Consider the following 15,076-nt stretch of genomic DNA (forward strand, 5'->3'; position numbering starts at 1 on the left):
GTCCGTAATGGCTTGTTACTAGTAGATAACTACAACAACAAGTTTGCTCAGGGAATGCACCTCAAAGATGTAATTGTCAACGGTTCCCTAGAACGAGTTAACGCCATCCTGATGACGGCACTCACTTCCGCACTAGGGATGCTGCCTTTGGCGATCGCTAAGGGAGCTGGAAATGAAATTCTGCAACCACTGGCAATTGTGGTTTTGGGCGGTTTATTTACCTCCACGGCATTAACCTTGTTAGTCATTCCTGCCCTCTATGCAAGATTTGGCAAATACTTGATCCCTAAGCAAAAGTCTGCCGATCGTGAGATAAGTTTTCCTTTGAATCCCGATCCACAATATCGGTAAGTTCAGTTGCCTGGAAGATATAGCTCAGTTCAACCCCCGTTCCTTTGTTCAACGGCGGATTTTCTCTACCTGTGGGTTCTTTCCTAAAATCAGGAAAGAACCCGAAGTTGCGATAATAAACAGCACTTAGATACATTTTTATTCCATTGCTACTCACGTTCTACTATTTACTGTTGACTTCTGACTTTCATCGTCACTGTCCACAGCAAGGTAATAACGATTCTTTTCCCATAAAAAAGCATCTTCATCGTTGTAAAAAAAACGGGTCGTTTTAAATAGAAAAGGATAAACGTAAAGGGAGAGACGCATTATCGATGAGGGAGAGGCTTCTGGTGTTATTGCCAGCGCACCTTACAGACTCTTGCGTTACCAAGCTAGATAAGTTTAGAGTCGGTGCTAAGCTTCAAGGAATGAGTAAAACATCCCAAACTAGCCGAGGTTGTGCTAGTTGTTTGAGTTGGTTTTTGGCATTGTTTAGTTTAGCAAGCCAGGTAGAGTCTTTGAGCTGATGCCACCAGCAATATTCTAGATACTCTAGCAACCAGAGTTGTTGTTGGAAGTCGAGCAATTCTGCTTCTTTGCCGAGTAATAGTGCTGTCACGAGGTCTTTTGGAGGTAGTTGGAGGTGGGAAAGCAGTTCTGGTGGTAGCGTTCGCAGTTTGTGGTAATGACAGATAGCACGACCTGGGCTGCCATTGGCAAGAGCAATTATTTCAGGACGAGCGATAATTTCTGTATATCCAATCTGAGAGAGAACTTGAAGGAGATCGGGATTTTGTAGGGGGAAGAATGGGATTTTCTGGCATCTACTGGTCACTGTAGGTAGTAGTTGCGCCGGATCGCTGCTAATGAGGATGAGAATGCCTGCGGTCGGCTCCTCTAAGGTTTTGAGCAAAGCACTAGCCGCTGCTGGCTGTATGGCATCGGCTTTTTCTATAACCACAACTTTGGTAGGAGCGCTTAAGGTGGAGCTAGAGAGGAATTGGGAAACTTTTCTGATTTGGTCGATCCCGATCGCCGGAGGAGTTTTGCACAGTTGTTCGCTTTTTGTTGCTCGTGTTGCCGGGATTAGTTCTCCTTGATGCACGTATGTTGGTTCTAGCCAGAGAATGTCTGGATGATTTTGTAGGTTAACGATACCTAGCCATTGACCGATAAAAGCGATCGCCGCCAGAGTTTTGCCAACACCATCTGGTCCAGCAAACAGGTACGCGGGAGCGATGCGGTTAGAGTCGAGCGCATTTTGCAGGGCAGAAAGAGCGATTTTTTGACCGACAATTCGATCGAAGGTGAACTGCTGGGTCTGTTGTGACAATCTATTTTGTTGAGCCTGTGAGCTTGCATCGTCTATACATTGTTCCACCATGCTTTGGGTTGCAGTGGGTTGCAGTGGTTGTAGTAATTCTAGTTGAACGTCCATCTGTATTTCTGAATTTTGTGGATGTTTGTTTGGTGTGCCGTTCGCGGTTTGTCATGACGCTGCTAGGATACGTTTAGGTTTGCGTTGTGGCAATCGACCAAGCAATCTCAGTCGAATTAGAAAAATTTTCCTGATTCAACCGTCAATAACTGCTAATGGAAGAAGCAACATTGCGATCGCCTGTGACGGCAACACAGGGGCAACAAGCTAATTGCAATTTTGTTACTTGGATTGATAGCTTTGAAGAGTCGGTTTCAGACAGTGCAGAGTTTGATAATGTATGTTGCCAGATTCTCGGCGCTGCCTCCTGATTTAAGCAAAACTTCTAATTCCAACAGGATAGCCATCGCCTTTTTGAGCTTTGTCAGGGATACAGCTCTAATCTCTTGCTTGATAAAGAATAGTCTTTTGGGATTTTTCAGTTCGACAAAAAGAGCGATCGCCGCATCGTCTTTCCATCCTGCCTCAATGCAAGCTTTAACCGACAGCCAGATACGAAAGCAGGTAGCGAGCGTCGCGACAATTCGCAAGGGAGGTTCGTTTAGAGCTAACAGGCGATCGAGTTGTTTGAGAGCCAATGTCGTATCACCTATCCGGCAGGCAGCAGCAAGCTCCAAGCTACTGCTTGAGGTATTAACTACCAATTGTCTGACAATTTCAGCACCGATCGCTGCGTCTTGTGCGTAGAGTTTGAGTTTTTCTAGTTCGTTCCATGCTTGGCGAGAGTTATTGCCTACAGCTTCTACTAAAGCAGCTACAGCATCGTTGGTGAGTTTGACACCAAGAGATGATGCAAACAATTTAACTTGTGACACGATCTTTGTGGATTCCCACTGCGGAATGAGTGGAAATGTTTTGAGCTGCGCGTATTGCAGGATTAACTTAACAGATCTGTTTCTTTCATCTGGTTTCTTAGTCGATGTAATCAATAGAATGTTATTTTCTGGAATATGTGGTAGTGTCTTTTCTAGCTCCTCAATAACTTCTGGCGGACATGCTCCCAATAAACTGCTTTGAGGTAGGTGTACAATTTTTCCCCCTTCTCCCAAGGGTGCTGTTGCGATCTCCACCAGAGCGTTAGCAATGTTGTCTTTGTCTGCTGGTGCTATTTGAATGTAATTCAGCAACCCCCACTCTCGATCTAAGTGTTGTGCGCGTAGTGCATCAACTGCTTTTGATAGCAGGAAATCATCTTCTCCCCAATAGATATATACTGGCATAATGCATGAAAATTTTCTATTTAATAGTTTCAGCGCCAGCTGTTTCGTTATCTTAAATGAATGTCGCTCTTCTGATTCAGAAAGTTCGTGAAAATATTTTATTGCAACTCTCCACGAACTTTATGTCAAGCATCACAAATGGTGCCGCGTGTACGAATTTCATAGCAGCTTTCGTACACGCGGTTGAATTGAGCCAAAGATACTATCAAAGTTACTACAGTGCGCTCCCTCTTGACTACTGGGGTGGATTTTGCTGCTGCCCAAACAGACGATCGCCAAAATGTTCGCGCATCCGCTCGTTAGCAAGTTTCATATACTCGTCAAAAGGCAATTTTGCTTCCTCTGCCGAGATCAAAACTTTTTTTGGTCTTAGCGCTCGCCTGTCCATGTATGCGTGAAATGCCTCTTGGTCTTGGCGGTGTGCTAGCATATAGCGCTTTAGTTCTTCGTCAGTCATTTGGTCAAAGTTAACACTCATGGCAACAACTCTCCTTCTGGATCGATTTCGAGTTCGATTGATTCTTCTCCACCAGCCAAGATAAATAAATTTCCAGTACGTTCGTCTATTCTAATCATATGAATTGGTTGCCGAAATATTTCAGTCAGTTGGTAACAATGTCTATACAAACTTCGCAACTGTGCCGCAGTTGGTTCTCTCATGATGGCATATTTAGTAAGTAGAGATTGGGATGTTGGGGTAGGTGTGGGTGAGATCGCTCTACATCTAAAACTGAATGTTAGGAGGATGCGTACATACTTTGGTAAGAGATGGGCTGTTCGTTTTGGTAAATTGCGTTGACCCTACAATGAGTAGATTCGTAGAAGTCGAATGAGGATGAATTATTTCACATTTGTTTGATTATAAAAGATAAATTCTTCAAACTCGAACTCTTTTAGCAAAACTGGAGAAACTTTAGCTTCTTTTACTCATGTTCGCTCGATAATTATTAAATGGCAATCAACATCAGTATACCTAACGCTATTGACGAATAGCCCGTAGGGTAAATCGATAGCTTGAGCGCCAACCGTCTTTAGCCAATTTCTAAAGTATTTGTCGAGGTTACTGTTATGTTGCCAGGGGGACGAACTGCATAGAGATACTAGCCTACCTCCAGGTTTTAGACATTTATAAGCCTTGATAGTGTGGCTGATTTGTAGCGAGAATGGTGGATTTTGAATTATCCTGTCATACTTACAATCGAGATGAGGTGTAGTCAGAAAGTCAGAACCAATCACCAATAGATTTTGTAAAGTCAGAACCAGTTGTAGCTCTGGAATTGGTTCGATGACTTCGACTATTGCACCGAAATTTTGTAATTCAAGAGCAAGATTTCCAGTTCCAGCACTCGGTTCGAGGCAAAGGCAGCCAGGAGTAATATTGGCGTTTTCTATGAGGATTTCTACTACCCACGGCGGAGAAGGAAACACATCCTTGCGATTGAGAATGCTATTATCTATTGCGATCGGTAAATTTAATAGATCCACTGCCTTGTTGCTCAATAGTATTTGTCTCGGTAATTGGTTGCGTGACGAAGCAATCGCGGAGTGCGTCAAGTCCTTCTAGATATTGCATTACGCAAGTTGGTCCTCCAACTTGGTATAGCGCGATCGCATCTGACCATTCTTTGGGAGAAGCTTGTTTGTCTTGAAGAATGGCAACAACTGCTGCTGGTAGATGGATAGACGATCCTGTTGTTGAATCGTGGTAAATTACGGTTTCTGAAAGTAGTTCTCGTTCGCTAAGGACTTCACCTGTTTTGGATAAATTAATCCGATGTAGTTGTGCTGTTATCCCCGACAGCGGTAAGCTATATTGGCTAGTTTTGGAGGGATTTTTGTTTCGATCTTGACAGTGCTTTTTCCGAACGAGAACGGGATTATTTGGTGTTTGAACGCTGTAAATTTGGGGAATTTCTAGAGATAGTTGTCCTTGAAGCTTATAAGTCGTTGTATGTTTTTGGGGGGCGATAATTCTATAGCTGTAATCTGCACTAGAGCGGGGATCGCCAAACTTTCGGAGTTTCACTCTGACTCGATGAAAAATCTGTCCTCGAACGTAACTATTTGCAGATAAAATTGATAATGGTGAGTCTTCACTCCATTCGATAGTAACTACGCGATCGCCTGACAAACCCTCATAAATATCTGTGATTCTGGCGTGAGAACGACAGGCAATGAATTTATTGACCCAGGCTTTCTGCTTTTTGTTTAGTCTGGGTTTTCTATATTTTTTATTTTTTGTCTTCATAGTGCTGCTTTAGTTTTGCTAGTGAAATCTGCATAAATGGAAGACTTATGCAGATTCACTAAGGGGAATATTTAAAAAAGAGATAGCTGTACTTTTCGGATGCCAAGTATTTCAGGTGCAACTAAGTCAAGAATTTCTTGGCGTTTTTGGGCAACAATTTTTAAGTAGTAGCCGCTGGAGTAGGAACCGCAATTGGTTATCCCTTCAATGCCTTGATAGAAAGTGACAACTTCTCCCGTACTGCCCAGACGCAGAAGGTTTTTTTCTCCTTTTTTGATTTTGCGAGTAATTTGTAGTTTAGAGATGGGAAAGCTACCAGAGCTAAGTTGTTCTTTAATAGATTGGTAATACGTCTCTGCTGTTTGGGGATTGCTAAGAAAGTGCGTCAGGTATTGTAGGGGAAATTCCTTTTCTAGTTGCGAGCGATCGCGCTTGCGCCAGATCCCCTTAACAGTGATACTGCCATCATCGTGCCAGAGAATGTAGTTTTTAGCGCCGCGTGAGGGGACGAACATAGCAGTGGCTTGAGTTTCAAGTTCGATGTCGATTCCTTCAGGCATTGCCGCTTGCAGGTTTTGATAAACTTGCACTGGCTGGGGGTGGCTGAAGAAGATACCATCGGTGTCGCTCTCAACTTGGATGCCTCCTTGCTTTTCGATAAATTCGATCGCGAACCGGAGTATGCGCCTGCCGTAGGCGGTGACGAGCGCAGCGGCTTCCATGTCGTTGAAGCTCAGCCCAGAAGTGCCTAAAAAGCCAAATAGGGAGTTGATCGTGACTTTGAGGGCGCTTTGGGCATGACTGGCATCTATGTCTCCAGCTTTTGCCAGTTGCTTGAGCCGGAGCCGTTCTTGGGTCAGATACTCTAGAATGCTCAGTCCCACTCGGCGCGGATCTTTACGAGAGCAGATGCCATACTTGAGCATGATGCTGGGGTACAGGCTAGCTACATCAATTTTGGCAACATTACGGTGCAGTCCTGGAACTGAAATCACCAGACCGCCATCGAAGTGCATTTTCCGGTCGGCTGTCGGTTGAAGGGTAGGGTATTGATTTTCAAGTACCCGCTGCCATTTCGTGCCGTTACCCGTGATGGCGAGTTGTTGCAGGTTCATTCTGGGTACGATCCCAGATTCGTAGTAGTATGAAGGCACAAGCTTGTCAGCGATCAGCTTAGTGTCTTCTAGGTCAAAGATGAGATATTGGCGAATTTTTTCCCAACCTTGACTCTGCGAACCTTGTTGCCAGCATTCTAGAATTTGTTGATATGGCAGAATTAATCGCTCTTGTTGGCGCAGTCCCATTTCTAACACTGCTCGTTTGAGCGAACGAGCGTTGTGAAGGCATTTATTTACATAATCCCATCTGAGAACGCAGATATAAACATCTACGTGTTGGCTACCTTTGACGTACACCTGATGAATTTTTAACGGCTGACCGAATACTTGTGCTGTTTGGATTGTTCGCAACTTGTCTGCAATTTTGAAGGGATGCCGAATGTTGTATTTTTCACATCTAGCGATGATAAAAGGTAGGTCGAATTGCGTGCCGTTAAAGCTAAGAATTACGTCCGCATAACATCCTGAAATGTGCCTGACAAATTTCTGTAATAAAGTACTTTCATCTGATTCCATAAATATTGTGGCTTGCCAATTTTCATCCATGCAACCAATGGCGTATATGCGATCGGTTTGGCTGGAGAGTCCAGAAGTTTCAATATCGATAACCAGTTGCCTGAGCTGATTGTAAGGCATTAGCTCTCGATCGGGTTCCCATCGTTCTTTGGGAGAGCAGTCGGTATAGAAAATATCTAGTTCATTTTCATTTACAACAATCTTACCTTTACTCCTAGTCAACAAATTTCTATGATTGTATTGTTTCATTGCTATGAGTTGTAATAAACTTGATCTATTGTTTAGTTAAATAACTAATAAAAAGTAAGATAAAGGGAAGCAGTTTCAAATAAGGATAGTTTAGCGATATTTAAGCAAAAATTAGTAATAGAATAAGGAAGAATGGATAGCTTATACTCTTGCTGTTTGAGTATTGAAATAAACATTCTTCCGTCCTTGCTAGTCGCTGTCAAAACTAGGCAAAAACTACCGCACCCAGCTTGTCGTTTTGCCTATAGTAGTTAACTGTTTGTTAAGCCGTGCTTCTTCGATCGCCTTGACCCATGCAGGAGCTTTCTTACCATTGACGGTTGCAAGAGCGTTCCATTTCTCCCACAATTCTCTATAGCTTAGGTGTGGTAGTAATTGATGCCCCCAAGCGATCGCGTCACTGGGATACTCCCAACTGTACCAAGGGTCTGCGGTTGGCTTATTGTTTACTGCTAACGATAGAGGGATTTTAGCTAATTCTAGAATTGTGACTTCCAGCCAGAGTTGCGATGATTGTTGTTTCATCTGCCGCGAGCTGGAATTGAGCAGTTTGATGGCATCTTGGATTGAGATTGCTTTCCAGTATTGAACTAAAGGTTGTAATCTCTCCCATTTTTCTGTTGCCTGCCATGCTAGTTCTGTAGCATCAGCGCAGGTTTTGATAACGAGCAGATCTTTGAGTATTCTCAGGATGTCCAGGTAAACGAGCGATGGATCTTTGCCTTGCTCGACGAGTTTTTGAATGATGCGACAACAGGCAGTTACATTTCCCGTGCTGATGTTATCCAACAGATCGAGCAATTCTAGTTCGGGGACAGTACCAGCCATTAGATATACCTGCTCAGCAGCGATCTGCGTGCCAACATTACTCAGTTGATCGAGCAGCGTCAGGGCATCTCGCAGGCAACCATGACTTGTTTGCGCTACGAGTTGCAGTGCCTCTTTTGTAATGTCAATTTGTTCTGCAACGGCGATCGCTTGCAGGTGTTCTGCAATTGTCTTGGGATCGATCTTTCTAAAGTCAAAACGCTGGCATCGAGAGATAATTGTCAGCGGGACTTTATGCACTTCTGTAGTACATAAAACGAATACTACGTTTGATGGCGGCTGTTCTAAAGTTTTGAGTAACGAGTTGAATGCCGCTTGGCTCAAAGAGTGACACTCGTCGAGAATTATAACTTTGTATCGGCTTTCGACAGGTGCAAAACTCGATCTTTCGACGATCTCGCGGATGTTTTCCACGCCGGAGTTACTAGCAGCATCGAGTTCGTTGACATCAAGGGAGTGGCTGGAGGCGATCGCGCGACAAGATTGGCACTGACCGCAGGGTGTCGTGGTGGCTTGGTTGACAGATTGGCAGTTGAGAGATTTAGCCAGAATGCGGGCGGTAGATGTTTTACCAGTACCTCTAGGTCCAACGAACAGGTATGCTGGGGCAATTTTGCCCCCTTTGATGGCGTTAGAAAGGGTGGTAGCGATGATGTCTTGTCCTACCAGTTGTGCCAGAGTTTGGGGGCGGTATTTGAGGTGAATCGGATTGTAAGGAATCATGAGCGAATTTGAGGAAGTGTTTGCTTGAGAAAGCGCTCGATTGTTTGCATCGAGCGCAAGGAGGGCGATCGCCCTGTTAAACTGTTACGGCTGCTTTTGGTTTGCTTTGCCTGTTGCGCTTAGCTTTGGTAGGTTGGGCTGTTTCTGGAGTTTGGGCGCCATTTTCGCTTTCGATTTGTGCTACTGTCTCCACCTCGCTGCTGGATTGCGTTTGGGCTACTTCTGCCGGATTGCTAGCAGGGGTAGTATTTGTATTGGCAGATTTGTCGATTTCATAGCCAGAGGAAATCAACACGGGCATGACGAGGGTAAGTTGGTTGAGGATGCCACCCACAGGGCAGACGATCGCGGGTCTAGACGATTCGTTCGCTTTGATCGCGATTTCATCGGTGGTGACGTATTTTATAGCTTCAGCTAGGTAGGTCAGGTTGAAGCCAATGCCGATCTGTTCGTCCGATGCAGAATTGGCTTTAATAATTACAGATTCGATCGCGTTACCCACATCGGTAGATTCCGTATACAGGGTCAGTTGTTGGTTTTTCACGTCCCAGATAGTCTTGACAGTTTTGCTTTTCTTCTCGGCTAGGGTTGCAACTCTTCTAAGTCCGGTTTCCAGTGCGGCTTTGTCTATGTAGAATTCGTGTTGGAAGCTGGTAGGAATGAGGCTATCGAGCTTGGGAAACTCGCCTTCCAGCAGTCGGGAAGTAATTCTAGTGTTGGGTAAGTTGAATTCTACAAAATTACTGTTGAAGTAGAGAGTGCAAGTACTGTTTTCGCTCTTGGTTGAGAGAATTTTCTCAATTTCTTGCAAGTTTTTGTAGGAGACGGTAAATTCAATATTTTCAGCAATGTCTGCATCGAAAGGTGCCGATACTATTGCCAAGCGATGAGAATCTGTTGCTCCCGCTTGCCAGCGATCGCGCTCGAATTTAAAATTAACACCAGTAATAATGGGTCTAGTTTCGTCTTTACTGGCGGCGAACAAGGTAGCGCGAATCGCAGCAAGGAATTTCTTGACTGGCAAGGTAATGCTTCGCTCTCCGCCGCTGGGCAGTTGTGGAAATTCACTAGGGTTGAAGCTTTGAATTCTGCGCTTGCCGCTGGAGTGGGAGATAATGCAGGTGCGTTCTTCTAATTCAAAGCATAGTTCTCCTTTGAGATAGCCAATCGTGTCTGCCAGCAATTTTCCTGGTAGTGCTGCTACACCTGAAGTTTTTATGTTGGCTTTGGTTTTGCTATGAATGCCGAGGCTGAGATTAAAGCTAGTGGTAGATAAAGTTTGAGTTTCGGCATCAGCGACTAATAGGATTGCGCCGAGAATGGGATCTGTGGGTCGAGTTGGGATGGCAAGGGAAGCAGCATCTAGTAACTGAGATAGTTTGTCTTGTTCGATAGTAAAGTTCATGTTTTATTGGGTGATAGTATTTGACTTTGACTGGGGGAGGTATTGCCTCCCCTAGAGGTGCGTGCTGAAACTTTAGTAAGGCAGCTCGTCTGCGTTAGCAATTACAGCCACAGCTGGCGTGTCGATAGTTGTTGCGTTCGTGCTATCTGAAGCACTTTCAAGCATTCTGTTATGTTCTTGGGTAGTTTTGAGAATGTTGCTAGAGAACTCGTTGCTACTTTGAACTATTGCCCATAGCTCCTCCTCTTTTTGCGGTACGAGGTAATTGCTGAGGTCGTAACCTTGGGGGGCAGGCGTGGCAAAATAAGCGGGAACGGCTACCCATGACTTTTGTTCGCCATCTGGAGGTTCGAGGGATGGCTTGAAGGTGGGATTGAAAACGCCAGCGACGTGAAAGCGTTCGTCTTTAGGTTTATACTGAGTTTTTCTGCGGTTGGCATAGGCAATTTCTAGTTGACGTTTAAACTGCCTGTATGCCTCGCCAAAGCGGACTGCTGCGACTCCTTTGATCGAAAGGATCAGCGGTAGGTCGTGGAGGTTATTGTTGCTTTCGTCTACTAAGTAGATCAAGTAAAAAGTCCGCAGCGTCGCTAAATTGCCTAAGTCCTCATATTTTTTGCGTCCTTCAACGTTCTCGTAGTTAGCAACAAGTTCTCCAGTTTTTCTGATTTCGATACAGCGCGGTGAAGTCCTTAAGATATGCATTCTCGGCGACTGGAGCAGAACGCCTAATTCTGTAGCGCCACTAGAAAACGTATGCTCGTAGGTAGCTTCCGATCCGCGCCAGCCAATTTGCGGTAAGTTTTTGGCTTTAACGAACATGCCAACACTCGCAGGAGATTTGTCATTCAAAACTTGACAGATAGGGAGATCGGTAATTTTGCCGTCGTATTGAGAGGATTCATACTTAACAATGAGATTGTCAAAGTCATCTTCAGTAACGGTATTGTTATCTGATGAGATTGTTGATGTGGCTTGAGTCGTTTGTTTTCGCATATATCCAGAGTAGATATGTCGGTTCGTCAGCACCAACCGAGATTGCAAAGCAATGAGTCGTTGTTTAAAAAATACTCCAGCAATGCTGGAGAGCGATCTTATTTATGAGCTTCAGTCGAATAGTTGACTAAAACTTTCAGGATTTTTACTGCCATTACTCTTGCCAATCGTACAGTCAGCAGGTTTTTCTTGCAGCAGCTTGCTTTCTATTTCTAATTCTTTAGCTCGTTGAAATGCCAAAATACTTCTGATGTGTTGTAGTACGGTAATTAATTCATCTAACTTGCTAATACATTTAGTAGAGAATGAGATAGAAACATTTTCACCATTCTCTAGAAAATAAGCTGTCTGTAACTCTTCGCTACCGTAACTACTAACAACTGTACTGGGGGTTATATTGACATTAAGCGAATGCTTGAATAACATAAGTCTCCTGTTCTGGCTGGTACGTGGATCGATTAGTGAAAATCTATTTGAATTGAGTGCGTAATACTTTAACGTCCGCTCGTCTTTCGTGTAGCGGATAGCATCAGCTTGGATATATTAGTGCCGTTCGCAACTTTCCAGCCTGCATTCTTGCATTTCCCCACCGCCTCATCTAGTTCGGCTCGATTGGGTAAAAACTTGTATCGAATGTAAGGAGCTGTACCACACGCCGGATAGATATAAGTTTGAAATCCATCGCCAATTGCAACATATGTCATGCGTTTGTAGTAAATCATTGTTGCTTTTATCTAGTGAGTGCTAGTTTTTGTGAAAGCGGGTTGAGGTAGTTGTTGCCGTGCGGACAAATTTTGTTGTTTTAGATCTTTGACAGCACATTGCCAAATAATTTGGCTGGAGCATCCCCAAGCCTTACATTCAATTGGTGCAGCCAGTCGTCGGGAGCTTCTAATCACAGCTGCCGTACACAGATGGTTTTCTAGCAAATATTGTTGGAACTTTTCTGCATCTTTAGTTTTGTAAAACCCAAAGTAAGAGACTTTTCTCATCCCGAGTGGATTTGTAATTGTTGCGACTCTTGGCGATAAAATGTTGAGCGTCCATCCATCTGGTGTTAGCTGTACTTTTTTGAGAGCGATTCTTTGGTAGAGCGTGGTATTGTCCATATCTCGTTAGTCACGAGTAGGGAAGATCGGTATTTCCCTACTTCTGTTACGTTCAAATTTCGACTTCGGGAACTGTGGCTAGATATTCTTGAGTGGTAAGTTCACCATTGAGAAACTTTTCGATCTTCAGTTCGCTGGCAGCATCGTCATCAAATTCTGAAAGAGCAGCAGGAACCATATTTTTTTCTGTTTCAGGAAGTTGTGAGAGAATGCCTTCTAATCTCTGCTGAAATTCTTCATGTTGTTGCCTACTATATTCAAAATGATAAATAGGAGCTGACTTGGTGTTAACTAACAAGTAGCTAATACTAATTTGTTCGGGAGCAAAGCTACTATTTTCTAGCAAGAGAAACAGGCGAAGTTGCGTCTGCCAGCTTTTGAGCAACTGGTGGTAGCTAAGCGGACGATCTTGAATCGACCAAGCTATAGCAATTAGTTGCTCTTTTCTTTCTAAAATCAGGTCGTATTGTGCCACTAACAAGTTGTTGTTAATAAGTTTTTGCAAGCTGACATTCCAGCTTTTAGCGATCGCCGGTGCATTAATAATTGGTTGAACCTTTTCTACCCATGCTTTAAGCTGAGGAGAATTATTTAGCAAGGGTTCCACAGATAGACCCATGCCTATCTGTTGCATAATGAGGTAAAATTGTTTGCTGAGAATGTTTACTCGCTCGCAAAAACCTGGAGTGTAAATACTTTCTCGTTCTAAATCTGGAAATTCCTCCGGAGTAGTTTCTAAAATTTCAAGTAGTTTGTAGTCGATTAAGTTCATCTTTTTCAGTACTAGCATTCAACGGTGAGTGCAAAGCACTACCGTTGTTGGCTTTTGTACTGGATTTTCTTTAAGTTTGAAATTGAGATAAATTGGATGAGGTGATATAAAGGGATTTGCAATTCATCGTTTTGCAATCAAAATACGTGGCGAATCTTCTCAATCCTCCAGTGAATGTGAGTTCTAAAATGTATTGGCTGGCTATTGTCGCGGCAAATTGATTGACGAATAATGCTTGATAGTTACGTAGTAGAATCTCGGCACAAGAGAGGTGAGAACTCGACAGTTCTTCCGGTTGTGCCACGAGTAGTTCTGGGTGGAGCGATGTTGGAGACGGGAGTTGGTAGCAGAGATTGGGGCGTTCGGGGCGATCGAAAGCATGAGATAGATTAAAGTTGGTAGTGGTTCCTAGCAAGACTTGACCGCTAGTTTGGGCATTACCGCAGTCAAGCCAGAAGATGGAAGCTGCTTGCGTTTTTGAATTGTGTTCGAGGCAGCGATCGATCTCTGCTCTGGCTGCGGCATTATCAACGCAGCCGATAATTACAATCAGTGTATTCCATTGCTTTAACCGAGCTACCATCTGATAGTTAAAGGGCTTGTCGATCGCTTTAATGCTAATTCCAAAGGCGCTGCTGTAACGAATTGCTAGTGCTTCTGCTTTATTCATACCAATTTCTTCAGGCAGGAATATTTGTCTGGGAATATTGCCCGACTCTACAGTATCGAAGTCCACAATGTTAACAGATACTTGTTTTTTGGTAACGCTTTGAATTTGACAAACGACTTTGCACAGTTCTCTGATGATACAGCTACCCGTTCCACCAGCACCGACCAGGACAAACTGAATCTGAGTATTTTGAGCCGGAATAATTGGTACTGAATTAGCAAACGATAAGTCGATTGTCATAGGGTAAAAATCCAAGAAATAGGTATGTCGAAGAAGCGATCGTAAACTCCCAATCGCACGCAAATAGAAGGTTTTTCAGGTAAGGAACCGATGACGGCGAAGATTCTGAACTTACCGCTTTCTTCAATGTCGTCTTGAGTTGAAAAGCAAGCTGGCGCTCCTGCATGGCTATGAATTTCGATGAGGGCAGTTTCATAAGTAGAATTAAATGACGATTCCGTTGCTGCAACGCTCGTGCGGCTAGCTGTTTGCGCTGGAACGTGCAGTTGCCATTGGTTGGTATAGCTCAGGTAGAACAAAACTTCTCGCTCGCCTGCTTCGAGGCAAATCTGAATAATTTCTGAGATGGTTGACGCGGGGACTTTTGATGGCACGAGGCGAAAATAAGGCTTGATCTGGGGCAGATTGCCAACGGTACAGCGTGCGATTGCAAGGCATACTTCTAGTTCTGGACGATGCGATCGCAGGAAAACGCCATTACCCGCCATCCAGTATTCTTGTAACTTTCCCGAATAAGGAGGGAGGTTGCTAGTATCGCTGGAGATAATGTTATGGGTGCAAAAGGAGTCGTTCATAGGGCGATCGGGTAACCTGTCAGTAGATTTTGAGTTGCGGCTCAGCATGAGCGCATAGCGCTGTATTCGTTGTTTGGCTGCACGACCGACATGTGCTTTACGGCATATTTGAACGGCTAGGCGTATAGCAGATCGTTGGAGGCAGGCTTGCATCTGCTCTGGTAAGCAGCAGAGCCTTCTTACTACTGGGAGCGGGATATGGTTAACATCCATTAATTTCTCGAAATTTCCTCGCTTGAGGTGACTCACAAGAAATGACATTTGGACAAAAGCGATCGCCATACTGCACTCTCATTAATATGAAAGTCACGACATGGCCTCCGACTACACAAACCTAGTCAAATACTCAGAACCAATTGCCTCTGGCGGCGGCTTTTTGTGGCTTTTGGTAGCGATCTAGGATTATCTTGCACTGCCGCGCAATATTTTGCATAGGTGCAGCGAGCGCAATTTTCCCCCGTTTTTGCTTCCCACAAGTCATCTGTACGCAACCTAAAGGCAAGAGCGCCAATCGTTACTTCTACTAGCTGCTTGTGTTCTGGTGTCGCATCAAATCTCACCTTATCTCCCGTCCGTAGGTACAACAAACTCAACTTCTGTTATTCTTGGCAAACAGACTCAGCAGGACGCAGTTGC

General features: G+C 44.1%; 19 protein-coding genes. 2 read left to right on the top strand and 17 right to left on the bottom strand.

Annotated elements, in window-relative coordinates; genetic code table 11:
• Positions 1 to 351 (top strand): efflux RND transporter permease subunit (locus C7Y66_RS20065; protein WP_146149828.1); only part of this gene is annotated, 351 nt, incomplete at its 5' end.
• 403 nt (positions 352 to 754) lie between these two features.
• On the opposite strand, the gene C7Y66_RS20070 is transcribed toward C7Y66_RS20065, so the two are convergent.
• Positions 755 to 1,771: an AAA family ATPase gene (locus tag C7Y66_RS20070; protein WP_106546947.1), complete on the bottom strand. Its 1,017-nt coding sequence runs from the start codon at positions 1,769 to 1,771 to the stop codon at positions 755 to 757.
• A 34-nt stretch (positions 1,772 to 1,805) separates the two neighbouring features.
• Here C7Y66_RS20070 and C7Y66_RS31230 point away from each other — a divergent pair, with 34 nt between their 5' ends.
• Positions 1,806 to 1,982, top strand: a complete 177-nt coding sequence (locus C7Y66_RS31230) for a hypothetical protein (RefSeq protein WP_158265961.1) — start codon at positions 1,806 to 1,808, stop codon at positions 1,980 to 1,982.
• Between the two features lie 43 nt (positions 1,983 to 2,025).
• Here C7Y66_RS31230 and holA read toward each other — a convergent pair whose 3' ends face one another.
• The 16 genes from holA to C7Y66_RS20150 all read right to left on the bottom strand — a co-directional run bounded on the left by holA (position 2,026) and on the right by C7Y66_RS20150 (position 15,033).
• On the bottom strand, positions 2,026 to 2,991 hold the full coding sequence (gene holA / locus C7Y66_RS20075) for a DNA polymerase III subunit delta (RefSeq protein ID WP_106546948.1): 966 nt from the start codon (positions 2,989 to 2,991) through the stop codon (positions 2,026 to 2,028).
• Between the two features lie 235 nt (positions 2,992 to 3,226).
• Positions 3,227 to 3,469 carry a hypothetical protein gene (locus C7Y66_RS20080; RefSeq protein ID WP_106546949.1) on the bottom strand — a complete coding sequence of 81 codons (243 nt, stop codon included), beginning with the start codon at positions 3,467 to 3,469 and terminating at the stop codon, positions 3,227 to 3,229.
• On the bottom strand, positions 3,466 to 3,651 hold the full coding sequence (locus C7Y66_RS20085; protein ID WP_106546950.1) for a hypothetical protein: 186 nt from the start codon (positions 3,649 to 3,651) through the stop codon (positions 3,466 to 3,468). Before C7Y66_RS20085 ends, C7Y66_RS20080 begins: the two co-directional genes overlap by 4 nt.
• Before the next feature lie 267 nt (positions 3,652 to 3,918).
• Positions 3,919 to 4,476 carry a hypothetical protein gene (locus tag C7Y66_RS20090; protein WP_106546951.1) on the bottom strand — a complete coding sequence of 186 codons (558 nt, stop codon included), beginning with the start codon at positions 4,474 to 4,476 and terminating at the stop codon, positions 3,919 to 3,921.
• The gene (locus C7Y66_RS20095; RefSeq protein ID WP_106546952.1) at positions 4,442 to 5,239 is read right to left on the bottom strand and encodes a hypothetical protein; all 798 of its coding nucleotides are present in this window, start codon (positions 5,237 to 5,239) and stop codon (positions 4,442 to 4,444) included. The genes C7Y66_RS20090 and C7Y66_RS20095 overlap by 35 nt, the downstream gene beginning before the upstream one ends.
• Positions 5,240 to 5,310: 71 nt before the next feature.
• Positions 5,311 to 7,122: a DNA polymerase domain-containing protein gene (locus C7Y66_RS20100; RefSeq protein WP_106546953.1), complete on the bottom strand. Its 1,812-nt coding sequence runs from the start codon at positions 7,120 to 7,122 to the stop codon at positions 5,311 to 5,313.
• A gap of 216 nt (positions 7,123 to 7,338) precedes the next feature.
• Positions 7,339 to 8,673, bottom strand: a complete 1,335-nt coding sequence (gene dnaX, locus C7Y66_RS20105; protein ID WP_106546954.1) for a DNA polymerase III subunit gamma/tau — start codon at positions 8,671 to 8,673, stop codon at positions 7,339 to 7,341.
• Positions 8,674 to 8,749: 76 nt separating this feature from the next.
• On the bottom strand, positions 8,750 to 10,078 hold the full coding sequence (dnaN, locus tag C7Y66_RS20110) for a DNA polymerase III subunit beta (RefSeq protein ID WP_106546955.1): 1,329 nt from the start codon (positions 10,076 to 10,078) through the stop codon (positions 8,750 to 8,752).
• Positions 10,079 to 10,150: 72 nt separating this feature from the next.
• Positions 10,151 to 11,074, bottom strand: a complete 924-nt coding sequence (locus C7Y66_RS20115; RefSeq protein ID WP_106546956.1) for a DUF5895 domain-containing protein — start codon at positions 11,072 to 11,074, stop codon at positions 10,151 to 10,153.
• 111 nt (positions 11,075 to 11,185) lie between these two features.
• Entirely contained in the window at positions 11,186 to 11,500 is a 315-nt protein-coding gene (locus C7Y66_RS20120) for a hypothetical protein (protein WP_106546957.1), read from the bottom strand.
• A 68-nt stretch (positions 11,501 to 11,568) separates the two neighbouring features.
• The gene (locus tag C7Y66_RS20125; protein ID WP_106546958.1) at positions 11,569 to 11,796 is read right to left on the bottom strand and encodes a hypothetical protein; all 228 of its coding nucleotides are present in this window, start codon (positions 11,794 to 11,796) and stop codon (positions 11,569 to 11,571) included.
• 12 nt (positions 11,797 to 11,808) lie between these two features.
• Positions 11,809 to 12,183 carry a hypothetical protein gene (locus tag C7Y66_RS20130; RefSeq protein WP_106546959.1) on the bottom strand — a complete coding sequence of 125 codons (375 nt, stop codon included), beginning with the start codon at positions 12,181 to 12,183 and terminating at the stop codon, positions 11,809 to 11,811.
• Between the two features lie 52 nt (positions 12,184 to 12,235).
• The gene (locus tag C7Y66_RS20135; RefSeq protein WP_106546960.1) at positions 12,236 to 12,955 is read right to left on the bottom strand and encodes a hypothetical protein; all 720 of its coding nucleotides are present in this window, start codon (positions 12,953 to 12,955) and stop codon (positions 12,236 to 12,238) included.
• Between the two features lie 70 nt (positions 12,956 to 13,025).
• Positions 13,026 to 13,865, bottom strand: coding sequence for a ThiF family adenylyltransferase (locus C7Y66_RS20140; RefSeq protein WP_106546961.1), 840 nt, complete (start codon positions 13,863 to 13,865; stop codon positions 13,026 to 13,028).
• Positions 13,862 to 14,722 (bottom strand): Mov34/MPN/PAD-1 family protein, encoded by an 861-nt coding sequence (locus tag C7Y66_RS20145; RefSeq protein ID WP_233222764.1) that lies wholly within the window; start codon positions 14,720 to 14,722, stop codon positions 13,862 to 13,864. The genes C7Y66_RS20140 and C7Y66_RS20145 overlap by 4 nt, the downstream gene beginning before the upstream one ends.
• A gap of 56 nt (positions 14,723 to 14,778) precedes the next feature.
• On the bottom strand, positions 14,779 to 15,033 hold the full coding sequence (locus tag C7Y66_RS20150; RefSeq protein WP_146149829.1) for a hypothetical protein: 255 nt from the start codon (positions 15,031 to 15,033) through the stop codon (positions 14,779 to 14,781).
• Positions 15,034 to 15,076 lie beyond the last annotated feature (43 nt).

Source organism: Chroococcidiopsis sp. CCALA 051 (assembly GCF_003015105.1).
GTDB lineage: Bacteria > Cyanobacteriota > Cyanobacteriia > Cyanobacteriales > Chroococcidiopsidaceae > Chroococcidiopsis > Chroococcidiopsis thermalis.

What these genes read in the sequence shown, in the direction of transcription:
- C7Y66_RS20125 (WP_106546958.1), bottom strand. Translation starts at nt 11,796, where the DNA reads ATGATTTACTACAAACGCATGACATATGTTGCAATTGGCGATGGATTT.
- C7Y66_RS20085 (WP_106546950.1), bottom strand. Translation starts at nt 3,651, where the DNA reads ATGAGAGAACCAACTGCGGCACAGTTGCGAAGTTTGTATAGACATTGT.
- C7Y66_RS20100 (WP_106546953.1), bottom strand. Translation starts at nt 7,122, where the DNA reads ATGAAACAATACAATCATAGAAATTTGTTGACTAGGAGTAAAGGTAAG.
- C7Y66_RS20145 (WP_233222764.1), bottom strand. Translation starts at nt 14,722, where the DNA reads ATGGCGATCGCTTTTGTCCAAATGTCATTTCTTGTGAGTCACCTCAAG.
- C7Y66_RS20130 (WP_106546959.1), bottom strand. Translation starts at nt 12,183, where the DNA reads ATGGACAATACCACGCTCTACCAAAGAATCGCTCTCAAAAAAGTACAG.
- C7Y66_RS20140 (WP_106546961.1), bottom strand. Translation starts at nt 13,865, where the DNA reads ATGACAATCGACTTATCGTTTGCTAATTCAGTACCAATTATTCCGGCT.
- C7Y66_RS20120 (WP_106546957.1), bottom strand. Translation starts at nt 11,500, where the DNA reads ATGTTATTCAAGCATTCGCTTAATGTCAATATAACCCCCAGTACAGTT.
- dnaN (WP_106546955.1), bottom strand. Translation starts at nt 10,078, where the DNA reads ATGAACTTTACTATCGAACAAGACAAACTATCTCAGTTACTAGATGCT.
- C7Y66_RS20080 (WP_106546949.1), bottom strand. Translation starts at nt 3,469, where the DNA reads ATGAGTGTTAACTTTGACCAAATGACTGACGAAGAACTAAAGCGCTAT.
- dnaX (WP_106546954.1), bottom strand. Translation starts at nt 8,673, where the DNA reads ATGATTCCTTACAATCCGATTCACCTCAAATACCGCCCCCAAACTCTG.
- holA (WP_106546948.1), bottom strand. Translation starts at nt 2,991, where the DNA reads ATGCCAGTATATATCTATTGGGGAGAAGATGATTTCCTGCTATCAAAA.
- C7Y66_RS20070 (WP_106546947.1), bottom strand. Translation starts at nt 1,771, where the DNA reads ATGGACGTTCAACTAGAATTACTACAACCACTGCAACCCACTGCAACC.
- C7Y66_RS20135 (WP_106546960.1), bottom strand. Translation starts at nt 12,955, where the DNA reads ATGAACTTAATCGACTACAAACTACTTGAAATTTTAGAAACTACTCCG.
- C7Y66_RS20095 (WP_106546952.1), bottom strand. Translation starts at nt 5,239, where the DNA reads ATGAAGACAAAAAATAAAAAATATAGAAAACCCAGACTAAACAAAAAG.
- C7Y66_RS20115 (WP_106546956.1), bottom strand. Translation starts at nt 11,074, where the DNA reads ATGCGAAAACAAACGACTCAAGCCACATCAACAATCTCATCAGATAAC.